The organism is Roseomonas fluvialis (assembly GCF_022846615.1).
Taxonomy (GTDB): domain Bacteria; phylum Pseudomonadota; class Alphaproteobacteria; order Acetobacterales; family Acetobacteraceae; genus Neoroseomonas; species Neoroseomonas fluvialis.
In genome coordinates this window covers 171,207-189,869 of record NZ_AP025637.1, presented here as the reverse complement: position 1 = coordinate 189,869, position 18,663 = coordinate 171,207, and the positions used below count along the sequence as shown (strand labels likewise).

Annotated in this window: 20 protein-coding genes; 12 read left to right on the top strand and 8 right to left on the bottom strand. The window is 67.5% G+C overall.

Annotated features, from left to right (window positions below; all coding sequences use genetic code 11):
* The first annotated feature begins 82 nt into the window (after positions 1-82).
* Entirely contained in the window at positions 83-1,237 is a 1,155-nt protein-coding gene (gene metX / locus MWM08_RS00930) for a homoserine O-acetyltransferase MetX (protein WP_244457598.1), read from the top strand.
* Positions 1,238-1,302: 65 nt separating this feature from the next.
* The gene (locus MWM08_RS00925; RefSeq protein ID WP_244457597.1) at positions 1,303-1,938 is read left to right on the top strand and encodes a hypothetical protein; all 636 of its coding nucleotides are present in this window, start codon (positions 1,303-1,305) and stop codon (positions 1,936-1,938) included.
* 8 nt (positions 1,939-1,946) lie between these two features.
* Here MWM08_RS00925 and MWM08_RS00920 read toward each other — a convergent pair whose 3' ends face one another.
* The 7 genes from MWM08_RS00920 to MWM08_RS00890 all read right to left on the bottom strand — a co-directional run bounded on the left by MWM08_RS00920 (position 1,947) and on the right by MWM08_RS00890 (position 7,755).
* A complete protein-coding gene (locus MWM08_RS00920) occupies positions 1,947-2,681 on the bottom strand; it encodes a hypothetical protein (protein ID WP_244457596.1) in 735 nt (244 codons plus the stop codon).
* 48 nt (positions 2,682-2,729) lie between these two features.
* Positions 2,730-3,689, bottom strand: a complete 960-nt coding sequence (locus MWM08_RS00915; RefSeq protein ID WP_244457595.1) for a Bug family tripartite tricarboxylate transporter substrate binding protein — start codon at positions 3,687-3,689, stop codon at positions 2,730-2,732.
* Between the two features lie 239 nt (positions 3,690-3,928).
* Positions 3,929-4,909 (bottom strand): Bug family tripartite tricarboxylate transporter substrate binding protein, encoded by a 981-nt coding sequence (locus MWM08_RS00910; RefSeq protein WP_244457594.1) that lies wholly within the window; start codon positions 4,907-4,909, stop codon positions 3,929-3,931.
* A gap of 87 nt (positions 4,910-4,996) precedes the next feature.
* On the bottom strand, positions 4,997-5,989 hold the full coding sequence (locus tag MWM08_RS00905) for a Bug family tripartite tricarboxylate transporter substrate binding protein (protein WP_244457593.1): 993 nt from the start codon (positions 5,987-5,989) through the stop codon (positions 4,997-4,999).
* A 93-nt stretch (positions 5,990-6,082) separates the two neighbouring features.
* Complete coding sequence (locus tag MWM08_RS00900) at positions 6,083-6,367, bottom strand: chaperone modulator CbpM (RefSeq protein WP_244457592.1); 285 nt, start codon at positions 6,365-6,367, stop codon at positions 6,083-6,085.
* Positions 6,364-7,311, bottom strand: a complete 948-nt coding sequence (locus MWM08_RS00895; RefSeq protein WP_244457591.1) for a DnaJ C-terminal domain-containing protein — start codon at positions 7,309-7,311, stop codon at positions 6,364-6,366. Before MWM08_RS00895 ends, MWM08_RS00900 begins: the two co-directional genes overlap by 4 nt.
* A 21-nt stretch (positions 7,312-7,332) precedes the next feature.
* Positions 7,333-7,755, bottom strand: coding sequence for a putative adhesin (locus MWM08_RS00890; RefSeq protein ID WP_244457590.1), 423 nt, complete (start codon positions 7,753-7,755; stop codon positions 7,333-7,335).
* A gap of 367 nt (positions 7,756-8,122) precedes the next feature.
* Between MWM08_RS00890 and MWM08_RS00885 the strand changes: the two genes are divergently transcribed.
* The 7 genes from MWM08_RS00885 (at position 8,123) to MWM08_RS00855 (ending at position 14,421) form a co-directional block, all read left to right on the top strand.
* Positions 8,123-9,688 (top strand): integrase arm-type DNA-binding domain-containing protein, encoded by a 1,566-nt coding sequence (locus MWM08_RS00885; RefSeq protein ID WP_244457589.1) that lies wholly within the window; start codon positions 8,123-8,125, stop codon positions 9,686-9,688.
* A 227-nt stretch (positions 9,689-9,915) separates the two neighbouring features.
* Positions 9,916-10,272 (top strand): hypothetical protein, encoded by a 357-nt coding sequence (locus tag MWM08_RS00880; protein ID WP_244457588.1) that lies wholly within the window; start codon positions 9,916-9,918, stop codon positions 10,270-10,272.
* Complete coding sequence (locus MWM08_RS00875; protein ID WP_244457587.1) at positions 10,269-11,012, top strand: hypothetical protein; 744 nt, start codon at positions 10,269-10,271, stop codon at positions 11,010-11,012. The genes MWM08_RS00880 and MWM08_RS00875 overlap by 4 nt, the downstream gene beginning before the upstream one ends.
* A gap of 443 nt (positions 11,013-11,455) precedes the next feature.
* The gene (locus tag MWM08_RS00870; RefSeq protein WP_244457586.1) at positions 11,456-12,091 is read left to right on the top strand and encodes a recombinase family protein; all 636 of its coding nucleotides are present in this window, start codon (positions 11,456-11,458) and stop codon (positions 12,089-12,091) included.
* Positions 12,092-12,133: 42 nt separating this feature from the next.
* Positions 12,134-12,442, top strand: a complete 309-nt coding sequence (locus MWM08_RS00865) for a hypothetical protein (RefSeq protein WP_244457585.1) — start codon at positions 12,134-12,136, stop codon at positions 12,440-12,442.
* Positions 12,443-12,452: 10 nt separating this feature from the next.
* Positions 12,453-12,872, top strand: coding sequence for a very short patch repair endonuclease (locus MWM08_RS00860; RefSeq protein WP_244457584.1), 420 nt, complete (start codon positions 12,453-12,455; stop codon positions 12,870-12,872).
* 82 nt (positions 12,873-12,954) lie between these two features.
* Positions 12,955-14,421: a DNA cytosine methyltransferase gene (locus MWM08_RS00855; RefSeq protein ID WP_244457583.1), complete on the top strand. Its 1,467-nt coding sequence runs from the start codon at positions 12,955-12,957 to the stop codon at positions 14,419-14,421.
* Between the two features lie 2 nt (positions 14,422-14,423).
* Here MWM08_RS00855 and MWM08_RS00850 read toward each other — a convergent pair whose 3' ends face one another.
* The gene (locus tag MWM08_RS00850) at positions 14,424-15,581 is read right to left on the bottom strand and encodes a DUF3883 domain-containing protein (protein ID WP_244457582.1); all 1,158 of its coding nucleotides are present in this window, start codon (positions 15,579-15,581) and stop codon (positions 14,424-14,426) included.
* A gap of 194 nt (positions 15,582-15,775) precedes the next feature.
* Between MWM08_RS00850 and MWM08_RS00845 the strand changes: the two genes are divergently transcribed.
* The 3 genes from MWM08_RS00845 to MWM08_RS00835 all read left to right on the top strand — a co-directional run bounded on the left by MWM08_RS00845 (position 15,776) and on the right by MWM08_RS00835 (position 18,447).
* On the top strand, positions 15,776-16,291 hold the full coding sequence (locus tag MWM08_RS00845) for a Panacea domain-containing protein (RefSeq protein ID WP_244457581.1): 516 nt from the start codon (positions 15,776-15,778) through the stop codon (positions 16,289-16,291).
* Positions 16,292-16,503: 212 nt separating this feature from the next.
* On the top strand, positions 16,504-17,052 hold the full coding sequence (locus MWM08_RS00840; RefSeq protein WP_244457580.1) for a hypothetical protein: 549 nt from the start codon (positions 16,504-16,506) through the stop codon (positions 17,050-17,052).
* Between the two features lie 459 nt (positions 17,053-17,511).
* Complete coding sequence (locus MWM08_RS00835) at positions 17,512-18,447, top strand: hypothetical protein (protein ID WP_244457579.1); 936 nt, start codon at positions 17,512-17,514, stop codon at positions 18,445-18,447.
* Positions 18,448-18,663: the final 216 nt, after the last annotated feature.

The following is an 18,663-nucleotide window of genomic DNA, read 5'->3' as shown; positions in this document are numbered from 1 at the left end:
ACGGCATCATAGCGACGGTTGTGGCGCCGCGCGCACCGCTACCGTTGCGGCGCCGCCCGCCCGGCCCTAAGCATCGCATGCCATGTCACAGGCCATCGCCCCCCTGCCGGAGGTGGACCACCAGCATGTCGTCTTCGCGGACGGCCTGCCGCTGGATTGCGGCGCCGTGGTCGTGCCGCTGGTGGTGGCGTACCGGTCCTATGGCCGGCTGAACGCGGCGCGCAGCAATGCCGTGCTGGTCTGCCACGCGCTGACCGGCGACCAGTACCTGGCCGAACCCCACCCCGTCACCGGCAAGCCAGGCTGGTGGGAAAGCATCGTCGGGCCGGGAAAGCCGCTGGATACCGACCGCTACTTCATCGTCTGCGCCAATGTGCTGGGCGGGTGCATGGGCTCGACCGGCCCGCGGTCGGAGATGACGGATGCGCAGGGGCGGGGGCTTGGCCGGCCTTGGGGGACGGATTTCCCGCAGGTCACCATCCGCGACATGGTGCGCGCGCAGAAGCGGCTGATGGAGCACCTGGGGGTCGCGCGCTGGCTGGCCGTGGTCGGCGGGTCGATGGGCGGGATGCAGGTGCTGGAATGGGCGGCGACCTATCCGGACGCCGTGCTGGCCGCGGCACCCATCGCCTGCGCGGCGCATCACTCGGCACAGAACATCGCCTTCCACGAGGTCGGCCGCCAGGCGATCCATGGCGACCCGGATTATGCCGGCGGTCGGTACTGGGAGGCTCAGCGCATCCCGGCGCGCGGCCTGGCGGTGGCGCGGATGGTGGCGCACATCACCTACCTGTCCGAGCAGGCGCTGACGCGGAAATTCGGGCGGCGGCTGCGCGGGGCGAGCGCGCTGACCTTTCTGGAAGACGTGTTCGAGGTGGAGTCGTACCTGCGCCACCAGGGTTCGACCTTCGTGCAGCGCTTCGACGCGAATGCGTACCTGACCATCACCCGGGCGATGGATTTTTTCGATCTCGCGGCGGAGCACGAGGGCGATCTGTCAGCGGCGTTCCGCGGCACGGCGACGCGGTTCTTCCTGGCGTCCTTCAGCAGCGACTGGCTGTTCCCGACCTCGGAGAGCCGCGCGGTGGTGCGGGCGCTGAACGCGGCGGGGGCGAGCGTCAGCTTCGTCGAGATCGCGAGCGACAAGGGGCATGACGCGTTCCTGCTGGAGGAACCGGAGTTTCATGCGGCGCTTGGCGGGTTTTTGAGGGGGGCGGCGGAGAAGGTGGGGGTTTGAACGCCCCGGGCGGCCCAGATGATCGGCCGCAGGCGCCGCGGCTGCTCGCGCCTCAGGCCTTCACCTTGCACATCGCCGCACTCCTCGGCGCCACCGCCTTGTCCTGGGTGGCCGCCGCCGCGTGGATCGGCAGGCCGTGGCGCGCGGACTACGTCGGTATGCCGTTCTGGACGGCGGCGTGGCTGTGGTTCGCGCCCCTGCCTTATGTCGCCGCCTGGTTCGTGCTGACGCGTCAGGCGGTGGCGCGCGCCGCCCTGGCCGTGGGCGTGCTGGCACTGATCAGCGGTGTGGCGATGCTATTCACCGTGGGCGCCATGATCGTGCTGTGGCCCATTGGCGCCGTGCTTGGGTGTGGGTTGGTCGGCGCGCTGTTCGGGCTCGTCATGGCGGCGGTGCAGGACGAGGTCCCGACCGAGGCCGCGCAGACTTGGCGCTGGGCGCATCTGCGCGGGTGGCTCGTCGCCGTCCCGGCCTTCTGGCTGGCCTTTGCGCTGATGCCCTCCACCGTGGCGCACATGCCCGGGGTGCAGCTCGGCTTGCCGCTCGCCGCGCTGCTGGCGGGCTTGGCGTATCATGCGGCGTCCTGCTGGGCGTTGCTCGCCGTGGAGCAGCGGGCCGTGCCGCAGCGGCGGCGCGCAACAAGCGTGGTGATCGGGACAGTTTTGCTGGCGGGATTCTCGATCGCAGCCGCGTGGCGCTGAGCGGAAGGCTACCCGCGCACTACGGAATCCCACCCAAGGAACCCTGCGACTGAAACGCCGACAACGGCCACCAGCACCGAGGCGCGGCGCAATTGCGTCGCGACCGGCAGCGCGGAACCGCGGAGAATGCTTGTCAGCAGCGCATGTGGGAGAGTTGCGGCGACCAGCAGCGCTACGCTCCAGCCGTCCACACCGGTCCGCGAAACATGCATCGCCGCGGGCACGAGGCCTGCCAGGAAGGCCACCAAACCCGCCGTGTGAGCGAAGCGGCCTGCGCCACAGCCGGAGCCGGCCATGATGTCATCCCGACGGGTGAGCCATTCTCCGATCATCGAGACCGACAACAACGCAGCGACGGGTATGGCGAAGCCAACGGTCGCGAAGCCCGCGACGAAAGTTGCACCGAACGCAGCCGCGCACATCGCGGTCGCGAGAGCCGCGCCACGAAGCGCCGCGGCAATCGATTCGAGCGACAGAAGCTGCCACGCAGCAAGGTAGATGGCCGGGGCTGCGATCATCCACGTCACGAAGTCCCAGCTGCGTCCCAGCCCGAACGCGGGCGCCGCGGTCAAGGCCATGACGCCAAGCACGAGGATCACCGTCACGACGCTCAGAAGAATCAGATGTGCATCCATATCGCGCCATGTGGGCGCATTGGCGAAACGCTCCTTCGCCCAGCCCAGCCAGGCTTTCGCAGCATCAAGCTGCGAAGGTCTTGGGGCAGTATTGGCGCGCACCGACATAACGTAATGATACCACGCCGAAGACGCCCCGGCACAGCCAAACACCCCTCACCCCGCCACAATCCCCTCCGCCCGCGCGACCCCCACCCAGTGGTCCCGGAACGCTGCCACGAACCCCTGGAACTGCTCCCCCACCGGCAGCGGCGCCCGCGGCGGAGACGCCAGCTCCTCCAGCCGCGCCGCGATCTCCGGCCGCCCCACAATCCCCGGGATCGCCGCCGCGATGCGCGCCGCCTCCGCCGCCGGCAGCCGCCGCGGCGCGCTCAGCCCGATCCACTGCGTCATCGTCGCGCGCGCGAACCCCAGCTCCCCCACCGTCGGCACATCCGGGAACGCCGGCACGCGCAGCTCGGTCGAGACCACCAGCGCGCGCAGCGACCCGTCCTTCAACTGCGCCACCAGCGTGGTGATCGGCGCGTTGATCGCCTCCACCTGCCCCGCCAGCAAATCCTGCAGCGCCGGCGGCGTGCCGCGATACGGCACGTGATCGAGGTTCGCCGCCCCCGCCTCGCGCCCGATCACCGCGCCCAGGAAGTGTTCGGCCGACCCGACCCCGGAGGACCCGAACCGCACCGGCCCCGTCCGCGCCGCCGCCAGCAGGTCGGGCAGGGTCGCGAAGCGCGAGCGCGCCGTCACCACCATCACCGTCGGCGCCTCGGCCAGCATGCCCAGGTGGGAAAAATCCGCGACCGGATCGTAGGTCAGCGACGGCAGCACCCCCGGCGCAAACCCGAACGGAATGGCATGGCTGACCGCGAGCGTCGTCCCGTCCGGCGCCGCCTTCGCCACCGCATCGGCGGCGATGGTGCCCGACGCGCCGGTGCGGTTCTCGACCACGACGGACGCCCCCAGCGCATCGCCGAGCGGCCCCGCCACCAGGCGCGCCACCACATCCGCCAGCCCGCCGGCCGGGAACCCCGCAATCAGGCGGATGGTGCGCGTGCCCTGCGCGAGGGCAGGGGCAGCCAGCAGCCCAGGCAGGGCCAGCAGATGACGACGACGGATCATGGCGCGGAAACTCCCGGTGCGTTCGGTCGCACCGGGGTCAGCAATCGCCGTGCCGCTGGCGTGGCGGGCTCGCAGGCTGTCCTGGGCTGGATCGGATGGCCCGCGGCGCACCTGCGATCATCCGCCCGCCAGCCGCCGCGCTAGCTGTATGGAGGCAGCAAGCGACGCGCCGGCCGCCGCGCGCACGGGCCGCAACCTGCCGCGCCGGCGGCGTACCGCCGCCAGGCCGCAGCCGCGGGTCAGTCCACCCGCGCGCCCGAGGCCCGGATGATCGGCGCCAGCGCAGCCTCGTTCGCCGCGCGATAGCTCGCGAACTCCTCCGGCGTCGTATACCAGGGCGTCGCCCCGTTCTCGAGAAACCGCCGCTTCAGGTCGTCGCTCTCCAGCGACTGCTTCGTCAGCGCGTTCAGCCGCTCGATGATCGGCCGCGGCATGCCCGCGGGTCCCATCACGCCGCCCCAGGAATTGATCTCGAAGCCCGGCAGGAATTCCGACATGGTCGGGATCTCGGGCGCGACCGGGCTGCGCTGCGCGCCCGTCACGGCCAGCGCGCGCACCTTGCCTTCGCGGTGCAGTGCCAGGCCCTGCGGGATATTGTCGAAGATCATGTGCACGCGTCCGCCCTGGATATCGACATGGGCGGGCGCGGCGCCGCGATAGGGCACGTGCAGCATGTCGACGCCCGCCATGGTCTTGAACATCTCGCCCGAGATGTGGACCGTCGTGCCCGACCCCGACGACGCATAGGCGTATTTGCCCGGATTGGCGCGCAGCAGCGCGATCAGTTCCGGCACGCTGCGCGCCGGGACGTCGTTGTTGAGGACCAGCAGGTTCGGCAATTGCCACAGCCCCGACACGTAGGAAAAGTCACGCGACGGGTTGAACGGCAGCCGGCTGTAGAGCGTCGGCCCGATCCCGAGCGGCGCGACCGAGGCCAGCCCGATCGTGTTGCCGTCCGGGTTGGCGCGCGCGATCACCTCGGTGCCGATGTTCCCGGCCGACCCGGCGCGGTTCTCGACGACGAATTGCTGGCCGGTGATTTCGCTCATCTTGATGCACCACAGGCGCGACAGGATGTCGGTGCCGCCGCCCGGCGGGAACAGCCCGATGAAGCGGATGGAATTGGTCGGCCAGTTGGACTGCGCGACGGCCGGCGCGGCGAGCGGCGCGGCGGCAACGGCGAACAGGCTGCGACGGCGCAGCGCGGCGGTGCTGGTCATGGAACGTCTCCCTGGTGGCCTTGATGGCCTTGATGGCCTTGCCGGGGATGGGACAGGGGAAACGCGCGCAACGTCAAGCGCGGCGCATCATTCCACGACGGCGCCCGAGGCGCGGATCAGCGGTGCGAAGCGCGCCTCGTTCTCACGGCGGAAATCCGCGAGGCCCTCGGGCGTGGTCCACCAGGTGGTGGCGCCGCCTTCCTCGTAGCGGCGCTTCACCTCGGGGCTGTCCAGCGCCTGGCGGCCCAGCGCGTTCATGCGCATCACCATCGCCGGCGGCAGCCCGGCCGGGCCGGCCGCGCCGCCCCAGGAATTGATCTCGTAGCCCGGCAGGAATTCGGCCATGGCGGGCACGTCCGGCAGTTGCGGGCTGCGCTGTGCGCCGGTGGCGGCCAGCGGGCGCACCTTGCCCTCGCGCGACAGGCGGCTGGCTTCGGGGAAATTGCCGAAGATCATGTCCACCCGCCCGCCCATCAGGTCGATATAGGCCGGGCCGCCGCCGCGATACGGCACGTGCAGGATGTTCACGCCGGCCATCTGTTTGAACATCTCGCCGGCGATATGCAGCGTGGTGCCGGCGCCCGAACTGGCGAAGGTATAGCGACCGGGATCGGCGCGGCACAGCGCGATGAGGTCAGTGATGTTGCGCACCGGCAGGTCGCTGCGCGCCACGAGAAGATTCGGCAGCTGCCACAGCCCGCAGATCCAGGTGAAGTCGCGCGTCACGTCAAAGGGCAGGCGCGGATAGAGCGTCGGCGCGATCGCCATGGAGGAGACGGAGGCAAGCCCGATGGTGGTGCCATCCGGCGCGGCGCGGGCAATCACCTCGGTGCCGACATTCCCGCCGGACCCGCCACGGTTGTCCACCACGAATTGCTGGCCGGTGATCTCGGCCATGCGCTGGCACCAGATGCGGCTCAGCGTGTCGGTGGACCCGCCGGGCGGGAAGACACAGACATAGCGGACCGGGCCGGTGGGCCAGACGGCCTGCGCCAGGGCGGGGGCGGCCAGCGGCGCGGCCATGAGCGTGAGGGCGGCGCGGCGCGAGACAGGCCCGCGCGGCGTGGCGTGGCTTCCCATGGGCGATCCTCCGTGCATCCCGGCGCGCGGCCGGGTTGACAGGCATCGCACGCCAGGCGGGTGTCGCGCGTCAAGGCGAAGTTGCGGATGCGGCTAGGGCGGTGCCGCATCCCCGTCCGCCACGCCGACCTGCTTCAGCCGCCGCCGCAGGGCATAGATCTGGTCGAGCAGCGAGAGCACGACCGGCAGCGCCTCCTCGTTCACCTCAAGGTCGTGGCGGAGTTCCAGGATGAGGCGCACGCGCTCCACATCGATGTCGCGGAAGCACAGCGTGCCGGACTCGGCCTCGCCGCGGACATAGCCCTCGGCGATCCAGCGCTGCAGGTCGTTGGCGCTGAGCCGCGTGAAGCGGGCGCACAGGATATCGAGCGTGATCATGCCCCTGCCTCCAGCCCGGCGCGCGGGTCGTTGGGGTGTTCGGGCACCCAGTCACGCAGGAAGGCCTCCAGCGCCGCATCGGGCTGGCCCACCATGACGCGCAGCGTGAGGAACAGGTCGCCCGCCGCGCGCGTACCATGCGCCGCGACACCCTTGCCGCGCAGGCGGATCTGCCGGCCGGTATCGCTGTGCGGCGGCAGCGTCACGCGCAGCGCGCCGAAGGGCGTGGGCACCTCGACCGCGCCGCCCAGCACGGCTTCCTTCAGCGTGACCGGCAGGTCCATACGCAGGTCGTTACCGTCGCGCCGGTAAAGCGGATGGTCCTGCACGCTCAGTTCGATCAGTGCATCGCCGGCGGGTCCGCCGTTCCAGCCGGCGCCGCCCTGGCCGCGCAGGCGCAGCACCTGGCCGGTCTCGACGCCCGGCGGGATCTTGACGCTGAGCGTGCGACCATCCGGCAGTGTCAGCACTTCGGTGGCGCCGGCGACGGCCGACAGGAACGGCACGGCAAGCCGGTAGGATTCGTCATCCCCGCGATGCGGGGCGGCCTGGGCGCGGCGGCGGGCCTCGAAGAATTCGGCGAAGATGTCGTCGGGCGTCGGGCCGCCGGCCTGCGAGTCCGTATACGGGCCGCCATACGGCCCGCCGGCGCGCGGGCCATAGCGTTCGCCGGCGGCTTCCTCGGCATACCGGCGGTAGCCGCCGGCGGGGCGCTGTTCCTGCCCCTCCGCGTCGATCTCGCCGCGGTCGAAGCGGGCCCGGCGATCGGGGTCGGACAGCAGGTCGTTCGCGGCGGCGACCGCCTTGAAACGCGCCTCGGCATCGGGGTTGCCGGGGTTCAGGTCCGGGTGGTGCTGACGCGCCAGCTTGCGATAGGCCTGCTTGATCGCTTCCGGCGTGGCGTCACGCGGAACACCCAGGGTCGCGTAGGGGTCTGCGGCCATGTCGGATCGGTGCCCCGCGGGTCAGAGCATGTAGTCGTCGTTGAAGCCGCCCTCGGTGGTGTCGAGGCCGGAGAAGCGGACGCGGCAGGCCAGCCAGTGCACGTCATGGCCGGCATATTCGGTCAGCAGGTCGCTCAGCATGCTGTCATGATCGACCATGACCGCGGTGGCGCCGGCGTTCAGCGCGGCGGTCATGAAGCGCACGCGCATTTCCGGCGCCGGATACAGGGCAAGGTCCGTGACCGTGCGGTAGGCGCCGACGGACTGGTCCGGCTGCAGCGCACCCGGGCCCTTGCCCATGATCGCCATCGCCTGGTCGATGCTGAGGAAGCGGCCGATCGGCGTGTAGAAATGAACGGTGGTGCGCGCCGGCACATTCGCGAAGCCGGACGGAACGCCGTTGGTTTTCCACTCGCCATGCCCGCACAGGTAGATGTCAGCCATGATGCGCCTCGTGATGTCCGTGGACAGGGAGCCTACAGCAGGATCGGTCGCGGGGATATCCATGCGCACGCATGGGTTGCAACGGTCGAGGCCGGGCGCCGATTGCGGCGCGCAAAAAGAAAGGCCCGGCTGCCACGAGGGCGCCGGGCCTAAGTCAACAGGGAGGCTTCACGTCTGGGAGGCCCCCGCAATGAGGTCCAGCCACGTTCCAGTCGTGGTCCACCATTCTGCATAAACGCTTGATTAGAATATCGAGTCCGGGGTGGGACATGTGCGATAACGCGGGTGAAACACGACCGCCCGCCTGTTCGTTCTGTGCCACAGCGTGTGCCACAGGCGGGACGACCACCACCTCATGGACCGATGAATGGACGCCAGCACCCCGCCGAACCGCAACCAACCCACCTATGCAGCCCGGCGTCCGACCGCCGCTCCCGCGCCGGCCGCCACCGCCCCGGCACCGAAGCTGCCCCGGCAATCTCGGCGCACGAACCTGACCGACAGGAAGCTTGATGACCTCGCCGCCAAGCGCCTGACCAAGGCGGTGGACATCACCGACCGCACCCAAAAGGGGTTGGTGGCAAGGGTTCGGCCCAATGGCACCCGCGCGTTCTACTTCAAGTGGCGCCCGACCTCCGGCGAGGGCGTTGCGCGCAAGTTCCGCTCCGTCAGGCTGGACGCGGCCAATGTGGCCGAGGCGCGGAAGAAGGCGTCCGAGGCGGCGGCGGCGGTCGCGATTGGCCGCGATCCGCGCGTCACTGTCGCGGCGTTCAACCCGGCCAGCGCCATCACGGTGACGACGGCCATCGGCCAGTTCAAGGACTACCTGACCGGGAAGGGCAACACCGCAGGCTACGTGACCAACGCCGAGCGTCTGCTTCGGAATCACATGGAACCCGACCTCGGCAACCATCGCCTGATCGACCTGACGCAGCGCGACATCGCCACGCTCTACAGCAAGGTGATGACGAAGGTGACCGCGAAGGCGTCAGGCGAGGCGGAACCTGAACAGGCGAACGCCCAGACCTTGAAACGCCGCAAGGGGCGCCCTGTGGACAGCACCAAGCGGAAGGTGACGACGCTTCCGAACCGATTGCACACGCAGGTCAAGCACATGCTGAACTGGGCTACCGAGGAAGGTATCCTGCCACCCGGTGTCGCGCCTGTGCTCCGGCGCCCTGTGAAGATCGAGCCGAGTCAGCAGAGGTTGAACGACGGCACGAAGCGGGTGCTGCGCGTGGGCCATTTCGCCCGCATTTGGCTCGCCGTTGAAGACGAGCCGGTGCATGTCCGCGTGCTGGTCAGGTTGCTCATCCTGCTACCGTTTCGACGCGAGGAACTCACCGGGCTGATGTGGTCCTGGGTGAAGGGCGTCGATGCCGCCGAGAACGTGCTGATGCTGGACCCGGCCGCCTTCATCGGCCCGCGCTTGGACGTCCCTGCGTGGAGGATGAAGGGCGGCAAGCGCCCGCAGTTGATGCCGCTGCCGTCGTTGGCCGTGGACATGCTGCGCGAGATGGCGGACCAGCGCGGCGTGGGCGGCGACCACGTCTTCTCCGTGACCGCCGGGCGGACCGCCTTCGCCGGGTGGCAGACCTTGATGGTCCGCCTGAGGTCGCGCTGCTCGGACATGCCGGAAGGGGACGAGTGGACGATCCATGATTTCCGAACCGGGGTCGCCACCGAGTGCGGTGATCGCCTGAACGCCGAGGAGAGCATTATCCAGCGCCTGCTGCATCATTCCAACGGTGCTCGGATGGGCGTGACGTGGCGTTACGACCAGTCGAAGCGCGTGGACGCCATGCTGCGCGTGTTGACGGAATGGCAGGCGCTTGTCGTGCAGGCCGTCGAGGCCGAGCAGCAGCGGCGCGATGCCGTCGCGACCGGAGTGACTGCGGCGATGATCGCGTTGCCGATGCGGGCCGCCGAATGAATTTGGGTGGGGGGTTCGCCGCTGGTATGATGCCGCTGCGTCACACCCCCGGCAGCCCTCGTGGTTGCCGTGACCCTTCCTCGGTTGGAAGGCAAAGCTGCTCCTCGGAGCAGCGGACAGGCTACAATCCCGCACCCAGCGCAGGGCGTTGGTCGGAGGCCGCAGATGCCAGCGCCGCGAGGTGCTGATTGACCTTATGCGACGCGTATCGTCGCCGGTACTAGAGAATGATCACCAACCTCAGCACCACGGGCACGCGCCTGTTGGATTCTACCGAGTTGAAGAAGCTCGGCCTTATAAACTCGCGCACTTCCCTGCACCGTTATCTGCGCCGCGAGTCGACCCACAATCCCTTCCCCACGCCGATGCGACACACCGTCACCGGACGGCGCTACTGGATCGAGGCGGACGTGGCGATCTGGAAAGAGCGAGAGGATCGACGCAGGCGCGTTGGCCTCGATGATCCGCGCCTCGTCCCTGATCTTGATCCGAGAAACTGGATGCCCAAGGGAGGGCGCGTTGGCGAACGCGCCGCGACCGAATCGGTCAGGACACTATTTGGTGGCGAGGAGCTACCAGGATGACCATGGCCAAAAATCCGAGCGAAATGCTTCGCGCGCTTATCGCAAGCACCGGATTCAACGATCCTGATCGACAACACGCGCGTTTGATGGAGCGACAAGAGAACCGGAGGCAGGTTCTCGCGTCGGGATGGATGTGGCTGCGTGTAAGCCACAGCATCGATACCTCGCCCGACAAGGCGATATTGGATGCTGAGCTACTCCCGCACGGCTTTCACCCAGCGTCGAGCATCGCCGATGGTGTGGGTGTGGGCATAGCTGCTCCACCCGGCGCCAAGGCGTACCTCGTCTGGCGTGACTCGTGTGAAGACTGGGAGGAGCCGGACTACTTCAATATTGATCTCTGGCTTGCGGTCCCCGTCGAGCGTCCCGCCGATGACGATTCCGAATTGAAGCCAGTCGATGGCGGTCGAGAAGCGCAGCGCAGCATGTCCAAAATAATCAGCCGCATTCGGGGTCGTCATCTTCCCCCAAGGGACACGCTGCTCGATATGCTGGTCGCCAAGATGCTTGGGTTTCGTTGGGGTGAGCCTTCCGAAGAATGCGCACTTGCCTTTCACCGCATCGCGGAAGCCAACCCTGGGTTCGGACGCAGGGAGGGTGTGATCCAAGTGCTGGACGATCTTTTGGCGAAGTTCAGCGACCATGACCTCGATGCGATGCTGCGAATCGTCAATGAGGACGGCCCTCTCGCTGACGACGTAGCGCAGGCGGCCGTGATACTGCGACTAATGGCAAAGTAGGGTGCCCGGTCACCAACGGGTCCTGGCGGGTCTGCAAGGACGGATGAGGCCCCGCCGCTGTCCATCGGCCTTCGTGCAGGCGCACGACCAGATTGCGGTCGTGCGTCTGGAGCGGCTTCCCAGGTCGCGATGATTGAGTGCGGCGTGAGGGCGGGAACAATGACCCCGCCTTCGCGCCCGCCTTGGCGGTGTGGTGGCTGGCCTGATCCAAACCGGGCCGGAGTCCGGTCAGGTCAACGCCGGCACGCCACTGCACGGCCAGATCCGTCGACCATACAACCCGGGTCCGCCAAGTGGCATTCGACGCTGAGGCCCACTGTAATCTACAGTATGCCCTTGCGGACACATCAACGACCAGCGCGAAATGCGTAATTTAGGGTTGACCCACGACTTCTGGACAGCCTATTTAAAAGACACCACCCCAGATGACAGATGGCGACCCCATGAAGACGATCCTCTACGGACGCGTAAGCACCGCCGAACAGACTTCCGCCCATCAGCGCACCCAGGCCGAGGCGGCTGGCTTCGTCTTCGATCATGTCCTGTTCGACGAAGGCGTGTCGGGGGTCTCGACCAAACTCCAGGATCGCCCACAGGGTCGCCGCCTGTTCGATCTGTTGTGGAAGGGCGACGTGCTGGTGGTGCGGTGGATCGACCGTCTCGGCAGGAACTATGCGGACGTGACCGCGACTCTGCGCATCCTGCTCGCCCGGGGTGTCATCGTCCGGACCATCATCAACGGCATGACTTTCGACGGGTCCACCACTGACCCCATGCAGATGGCGGTGCGGGATGCGCTGATCGGCTTCATGGCGGCGTCCGCGCAGGCCCAGGCCGAGGCCACCAAGGAAGCCCAGGCTGCCGGAATCGCCCACAAGAAGGAGAACGACACCACCGCGTATCTGGGCCGGAAGCCGACCTATACCCGGGCGCAGATCGCGACAGTGGCGGACCTCCTCGCGCAGGACAAAGCGGTGGCCTCCATCGCACGCGAGGCCGGCCTGTCCCGGCAACTGGTCTATCGCATCCGGGATGACCGGGCCGGTGCCGAGAAGGCCCTGGCGCTCTGGGGACTGTGACCGTGCGACCGTGCAAATCCGCCCCGTGCTAAGGTGCGTTCGATGGAAGGACTGACCATGGAGAAGGTCGCGCTCGAAACCCGGTGGATCATCCTCGGCACGGATGGTCGCCACGTCACTTTAGGCCGGCATTCGGACCCGACGCCGGAGGAACTTCAGCAGGCCGAGACGCAACTGGCGGAACGGGGTCTGTCCGGGTGGCTGGCCGTGCTGAAGGGCGGCTACTGGAAGCGCCGGCCTAAGCCCACGCTGATGATGGTCCGTCCCCTGTGCGACCCGCAGCGGCCCTTCGGGGAGGCCGCAGAAGCGTTCGAAGCCGCCCGGAAGGCGACGCTGGCAACCTTACCGTAGCGTCGCGCGGATGGCCGACAGGATCAGCCTGGAGGCGCGCAGCCGCAACATGGCCGCGATCCGGGGGAAGAATACCAAGCCGGAACTGACTGTCCGGCGCGGCCTGCACGCCATCGGCTATCGGTTCAGGCTGCATCGCCGGGACCTGCCAGGATCACCGGATATCGTCTTCCCCTCCCGGCGGATCGCCATTGAGGTTCGGGGGTGCTTCTTCCACCGCCATGGCTGCGCCAATTCCGCCCTGCCGAAGTCCCGGACCGACTGGTGGCTGAAGAAGCTAGACGGAAATGTCGCCCGGGACCTCCGGAACGAAGCGGCTCTGCTGGCCCTCGGCTGGCGGCTGCTGGTGATCTGGGAATGCGACGTTCGGCAAGATGCCGAGGCTGTGCTACGTCGCGCGGCCGACATCTTAGGCCCGGTTCGGGCTTGACGCGGTCACGGTGGCGTATCGCAGATTGCGGCCTTCCAGTGTGATCGGTTGGTGAGGACCGAACCCGGGGAAGGACCGCCCGATGGATATGCTTGTCGGCTCGCGCGTGGCGGACCCTATTATCGCACGGAAACTGGAGCGTCTTGCGTCAGGCGCGCAGCCTCGCGTGGTGGACCTGTTCTCCGGGTGCGGAGGTATCAGCCTCGGCTTCCAGCGTGCCGGCTTCCAGATCGCGGCGGCGATTGAGTTTGACGGACAGGCCGCGCGCGCCCACGCGAAGAACTTCCATCGCGGTCATGCTGAGTTCGAAGCGCATGCTCGCGCACGGGACATCACCAAGACCGAACCAAGCGACCTCTGCGCCGAACTCGGTCTAGGTCCCGTCGAAGACGCGGTGGATGTCCTGGTCGGTGGCCCGCCGTGTCAGGCCTATGCCCGCGTCGGGCGGGCGAAACTGCGCGAAGTCGCGGAGCATCCGGAGGCCTTCAAGGTCGATCCGCGCGGAAACCTCTACCTCCGCTATCTCGCGTATGTGCGGGCGATGAAGCCCATCAGCATCCTGATGGAGAACGTCCCGGACATCCTGCACTACGGCGGACACAACATCGTGGAGGAGATGGTCGAAACGCTTTCGGCCATGGGCTACGACGCCCGGTATAGCCTGCTGAACAGCGCCTTCCATGGCGTCCCCCAGATGCGGGACCGCGTCTTCCTCATCGCGTATCGGAAGGAACTCGGTATCCGGCCGACCTTCCCGAAAGCGACACATCACATGCGGCTGCCGCCCGGTTATGCGGGCACCCGTGCTGTGGCGCTCCGCTATGTCGATCTGCTGGGGGGTGCGGGCTACGTCCAACCAGATCTGGGTGACGAAAGTCTGCCCGCCCCGGTCTCGGCGCAGGATGCCATTGGCGACCTGCCTGCAATTCTGGGTTCCAGCGTGAAGCGCGGTGCCCGGCGGTTCGGTGAAGACACTTGGCTGCCCTACGCGGGGGGTGCCGATGTCTCGCGCTATGCGTCCGACATGCGTAACTGGCCGGGCTACGTCACCGATGGCGGCGTGATCGACCATGCGATCCGCTACCTCCCCCGGGACGGCGCGATCTTCAAGGCGATGCCGGCGGGGGCGGAGTATCCCGAAGCCCACCGGACAGCCACGCGGCTGTTCGAACTCGAAGCACGGCGCCGTGGCCTAACGCCCACGATGAAGGCCTGGACCGAACTGCACGACCAGATGGTCCCGCCGTATGATCCGAGCAAGTTTCCCAACAGGTGGTGGAAGTTGCGGGCCGACTTCCCGGTGCGGACGCTGATGGCCCACATCGGCAAGGACACATATTCCCATATCCACTACGACGGAAAGCAGGCCCGCACGATCTCGGTTCGGGAAGCAGCGCGGCTTCAGTCGTTCCCCGATGGCTTCCTGTTCGAAGGGACGATGAACCCCAGTTTCCGGCAGATCGGCAACGCCGTTCCGCCGCTGATGGCCCATGAGATTGCGAAGGTGATGAAGTCCGCGCTGACTAGCGCAGCAGCGCGGCTTCCGTAGTCCTAGGCGTCGCCGCCGGGCGGACCGAGGGTCAGCGGCTCGCCCCAGACAAGATCAGGCGTCAGCGGCGATATGACGAAGCCGTCCGCACGGATGCCGGCCGCGAACGCTCCATCGTGAGACGCAAGCAGGGCCTTGGCGAAGGCGTTGATCGGCTCTGAAACGCGCACCTTCGGCACGCCGCTCTGAAGGTCGAAGACCCTGACCAGCCTGAAGGGCCGGTCCAATTCTGCGGCGAACGCAGCCTCGCTCATCGGCAGATGGAATTGCGCATTGAAGCCACCGCGCGTGGTCTTCACGTCCAAATAGGTCAGCCCCGGCGCTATCGGCCCGCCTTCGGAAAGCATGTCGAAGGGGCTGAGGGGTTCCTTGTCGGACACCCAGTCGAAGACATCGCATTCGTCGCCCAGCCATTCCGCCACGATCTCCTCGCCTTCACGGCCGGCGAGTTCTGCGGCCTGCCGGGCGCGGAGATATTGCTCCATGGAAGCGCCCGCGCTCCGGGTCTGCCGCCGCCGTTTGACCGCCTCCAGCGGCTCCGGATCGCCTTCGAATGCGCGCTCCAGGGCTTCGTCCAATTCGACATCTTCGGCCAACAGCCAAAGCGGATGCGCGCGGGGCACGCCGACCCGTTGCAGGATGCCGGCGAGGTGGGCCGGGGTGACTAGCACCATCCCGGTATCGTCCATGGAGCGCATCAATTCGCGCATGACCGCGTCTTCGCCGGATGCAGCCGACACCAGCGCCATCTCGACCGTTTGCGGTTCCAACTCGCCGCCGAACTTGAGAAGCGCCAGATCGCCGGGGGCGAGGCGTTCATAGCGGCCCGTCTCGCCTTGCGGTTCCTTGATCGTCTCGCCGTTCAGCCGCCAATTCTTCGCCTGACGAACGACCTTCCGGGTCACTTCGTGAATGCTGGCGCCGCCGGGACCATAGATCGCCATGGCCAAGGGAAACTTCGTTCGACCCTGCTCCGCCGCCACCCGGAGGCCGGGGTAAAGGACGTTCAGGAACTCGCGGGCATTGAGGTTCATCGCCTTCTGCTTCGCCAGTTTGTCGCTCTGGCCCGCCTTGAACCACGCTTCGTCACGCTGCCAGATAGGGTCAAAGAGTGTCAGGTCTGACGGCTGGAGGAACTTCAGCGCAATCTGTTGCTGCATGGCCTGCGAATCCCGGACGATGACGAAGTGTGAAGGCAGGCCTGGGCCGATGGAAGCCGGGTGGCCGGATCAGGTGCCCGGTGCAACTGGTTGCACAGCCCTTCCAAGGGCATGGAACCTGCACGGACATGGCATGAGACGGACAGGACCTGCTGCCCTACTGTTCCGACGCTCGAAGGAACCCCGCCGCGTCCATGCCCTACGAACCCCGCGCATTGGCGAACCATCTGTTGGACGTCGCGGACGCCCTGGGTCTGCCGCTGACCCACATGGCCGTTCACAAGATCGCCTACTTCGCCCACGGCTGGCACCTCGCCCAGACCGGTGCGCCGTTGATCGCGGAAGAGTTCGAAGCCTGGGGATATGGGCCGGTGCTGCCGACCGTCTATGCGGCCTTCAAGGACGCGGGCCGGCAGCCTGTGCGGGCGCGCGCGGTGGTGTTCAACCCGGTGACGCAGCAACGGACCACCGCCCACGCCAGCGTCGCCCAAGATGATGCCGCCCTGATCCGGGACGTGGTGCGCGCGTATGGCCGGATGAACGCCCTGACCCTGTCCGATCTCACCCACCGGCCCGGCGGTCCATGGGACCGTGTCTGGAATGCCGGCAACGGGCGGGTGACCCTGGGCATGCGCATCGGCCACGACGCGATTCGCGCCGACTTTCTGCGCGCCGGCAGCACACAGGGCGCCCGAGGCTTCGCCGGGTAGAACCGGGTTCGATTCCGGGGTCGCGTCGGCTAACATGGCCAGCGATGCCGATTCCCCCCCTCCCTCCCTCCCACGACCTTGTCCGTCTCATCCGGCCGACGCAGGAGGAGACGGAGTTCGCGCTTCTGGAACACCTGAAGCGAAAGCCCACAGTGTGGAGTTATCAGAGGGCACGCGCGCTATCGTCGTTCGCCTTCACGCGGGACGCACCTTTGAGCGCCCTGAAGGCCGCGTGTGACGCCGCGCGGATGCCGGGTGCGGGCCGTGCTTCGAACTGGGAGGTCGTCCAACTGGTCCACGCGGCCGGGGCCGGCCGCATCGTGCAGTGCCATGGGATGGACGATGGGCGACTCCGCGTTCGGCGTGACCTGGACCTGCGGGTCGCGGCGGACTTCTACTTTGTCGAAGGCGGGAAGGTGGCGGTGTTCTGGCTTCAGCCGCGCCGCTCATACGCGCTGACGGATACGCAACTCGGAATGTTCGGTGCGCTGCTGCGACTCGCCCTACTGCGGGGCGACTTCGCGGGAGCCGATGTAGAAGTCCTCGACCTCGCCGGTCCGGATGGTGAGCCGCGCAACCCGCGCACGCTACGGCTGGCGGACCTTCCCACCGTTGATGAAGGCATGGTCACCGACGGCATCCAGCGCGTGGTGGAAGCCTACGACGCGATCAAGAAGATGGACATCGACTGGGATGCCCTTCGCCGCCGTGGCGGCAAGGGTGATGCTCCGCCACCGGCGCCACCGCCCAGTCTGTTCTGACAGCCGGGCTACGGTGCAACCAGTCGCACGGCCTCGGCCATGTAGAGGCGCGACGGATCGAGGCCGGGATACGGATGATGCGGCGTTCTGCGCCAGCGACTTCCTCATGCCCCCGCCGATCTCCCCGGGTTCCTGGCTTCGAACGCCGCCCCGATGGCAGTCCAGCGGACCTGCTCACCGAGCACGGCGTCGAGTACTGATGTCGCACGACCGCTGAATGCGGCCTCAGAATAATGATCGCGCGCACGGGAATAAGCTGACCGGCCCACCATGATCCGGCGACCGTTTTTGTCGATGGCCAGTAGCCAAAGATGAAGATGACAGAATCACGTTCATCGACTACACTGTCACACAGTGGAAGTTCCCGATTGGCGCCAGGAACGCGCCCCTCTCCTTCGCGTATTTGGGCCTCTCGCCGGGCGTGTTGCCCGGCTCGGGCGCGCCTGCCCTACGCTGGTCATGAGACTGTTGGTTGCTCCGCGCACCGCTGTCCATTCTATCGGCGCTTACCTCCATCTTGCGCCCGGCGCTGATGGGCCGGACCAGGACGTCGGCCGCCGGATCGAGAACACCGACCCACGAGAACTGTTGTTGGCTGCGTTGCCCGACGCGCCACCCCGGCTCTATCGTGCGCTGAATCGCGCAGGCGATCAGGTGCGTGGAAGCCGGTACTACCGCCGTCTTGGCGCGGCGGTGACGGGTCCCCTCGGGCCGTCGCTGCTGGAAGCGGGACTACTGAACGAAGATCGCCTTGACCATGTGGATTCGGTGCTGGCGGCGGACCCCCTCGTCGCCCCGCTCTCCGCGCATTTTCCGTCGAGCGCCTTCACCATCGACCATCTGGACACGCTGGTGACGCTGCTGCGCGCCCACGCGGCGACGGACGCCGTAGATTGGAGGCTGGCGCCGAATGCCGGGCCGCGTGCTGCCTTCCGGCGGATGCAGCAGGCCCTCGATGCTCTCACCGCACCTGACCCGGGCTTCGAGCCGCCTGCGCCGTTCCGTGTCGTTCCGAGTTTGGGGGGCCTCCGCCGGATCGGCATCAGCTTCGAGAACTGCGTTGCGGATGCCGGGCACTACGCGGCGCGTCACTGGTTTCGTCTCGCTGACGGCAGCGCCGTGTTCTTGTTCGCCGACGATCCGCCGGTTCTTCTCGCTCTTCGGCCGCTGATCCCGGGCGCTCTGTTTGTGATCGAGGACGTCGCAGGCCCGAAGAACGCGCCGGTGTCGCCCGAGGTTGTCGAGAAGCTGCGGTCCGATCTGCTCGCCTCGGGTGTGACGGTGCTTCGCCTCGATCCGGCTGACGCCCTCTGGCATCTCCACTCACTGGCCGCCCGGAATTCGAAGCGAGCCGACGACGATGTCGAGACTGATCTGGAGTGGTTGGCCGCCTGAATCTGAGGCGGTCATGGCCAACGACCGGAAACACCTGGGGCCAACTTGCCTGAGCCCCGTCGAACCGCGCCGTGCGCTCGATCTCGATTTTATGCCACATCGGCTCGTCCATGATTCGCGACTGCCCAGGCCCTCAGGCACAAGCCTGTCGGTCCGAATCCTTGTACCGAGAGCCGCTCATGTCGATGCGTCAGGCGCTGCATATTCGTAGAAGCC

Excerpts from the sequence above, each read along its gene's own strand:
- MWM08_RS00895 (WP_244457591.1), bottom strand. The coding sequence starts at position 7,311 with ATGGCCGCAGACCCCTACGCGACCCTGGGTGTTCCGCGTGACGCCACG.
- MWM08_RS00920 (WP_244457596.1), bottom strand. The coding sequence starts at position 2,681 with ATGTCGGTGCGCGCCAATACTGCCCCAAGACCTTCGCAGCTTGATGCT.
- MWM08_RS00865 (WP_244457585.1), top strand. The coding sequence starts at position 12,134 with ATGGAAGGACTGACCATGGAGAAGGTCGCGCTCGAAACCCGGTGGATC.
- MWM08_RS00845 (WP_244457581.1), top strand. The coding sequence starts at position 15,776 with ATGCCCTACGAACCCCGCGCATTGGCGAACCATCTGTTGGACGTCGCG.
- metX (WP_244457598.1), top strand. The coding sequence starts at position 83 with ATGTCACAGGCCATCGCCCCCCTGCCGGAGGTGGACCACCAGCATGTC.
- MWM08_RS00905 (WP_244457593.1), bottom strand. The coding sequence starts at position 5,989 with ATGGGAAGCCACGCCACGCCGCGCGGGCCTGTCTCGCGCCGCGCCGCC.
- MWM08_RS00885 (WP_244457589.1), top strand. The coding sequence starts at position 8,123 with ATGGACGCCAGCACCCCGCCGAACCGCAACCAACCCACCTATGCAGCC.
- MWM08_RS00880 (WP_244457588.1), top strand. The coding sequence starts at position 9,916 with ATGATCACCAACCTCAGCACCACGGGCACGCGCCTGTTGGATTCTACC.
- MWM08_RS00870 (WP_244457586.1), top strand. The coding sequence starts at position 11,456 with ATGAAGACGATCCTCTACGGACGCGTAAGCACCGCCGAACAGACTTCC.
- MWM08_RS00855 (WP_244457583.1), top strand. The coding sequence starts at position 12,955 with ATGGATATGCTTGTCGGCTCGCGCGTGGCGGACCCTATTATCGCACGG.
- MWM08_RS00875 (WP_244457587.1), top strand. The coding sequence starts at position 10,269 with ATGACCATGGCCAAAAATCCGAGCGAAATGCTTCGCGCGCTTATCGCA.
- MWM08_RS00910 (WP_244457594.1), bottom strand. The coding sequence starts at position 4,909 with ATGACCAGCACCGCCGCGCTGCGCCGTCGCAGCCTGTTCGCCGTTGCC.
- MWM08_RS00900 (WP_244457592.1), bottom strand. The coding sequence starts at position 6,367 with ATGATCACGCTCGATATCCTGTGCGCCCGCTTCACGCGGCTCAGCGCC.
- MWM08_RS00835 (WP_244457579.1), top strand. The coding sequence starts at position 17,512 with ATGAGACTGTTGGTTGCTCCGCGCACCGCTGTCCATTCTATCGGCGCT.
- MWM08_RS00890 (WP_244457590.1), bottom strand. The coding sequence starts at position 7,755 with ATGGCTGACATCTACCTGTGCGGGCATGGCGAGTGGAAAACCAACGGC.
- MWM08_RS00860 (WP_244457584.1), top strand. The coding sequence starts at position 12,453 with ATGGCCGACAGGATCAGCCTGGAGGCGCGCAGCCGCAACATGGCCGCG.
- MWM08_RS00850 (WP_244457582.1), bottom strand. The coding sequence starts at position 15,581 with ATGCAGCAACAGATTGCGCTGAAGTTCCTCCAGCCGTCAGACCTGACA.
- MWM08_RS00915 (WP_244457595.1), bottom strand. The coding sequence starts at position 3,689 with ATGATCCGTCGTCGTCATCTGCTGGCCCTGCCTGGGCTGCTGGCTGCC.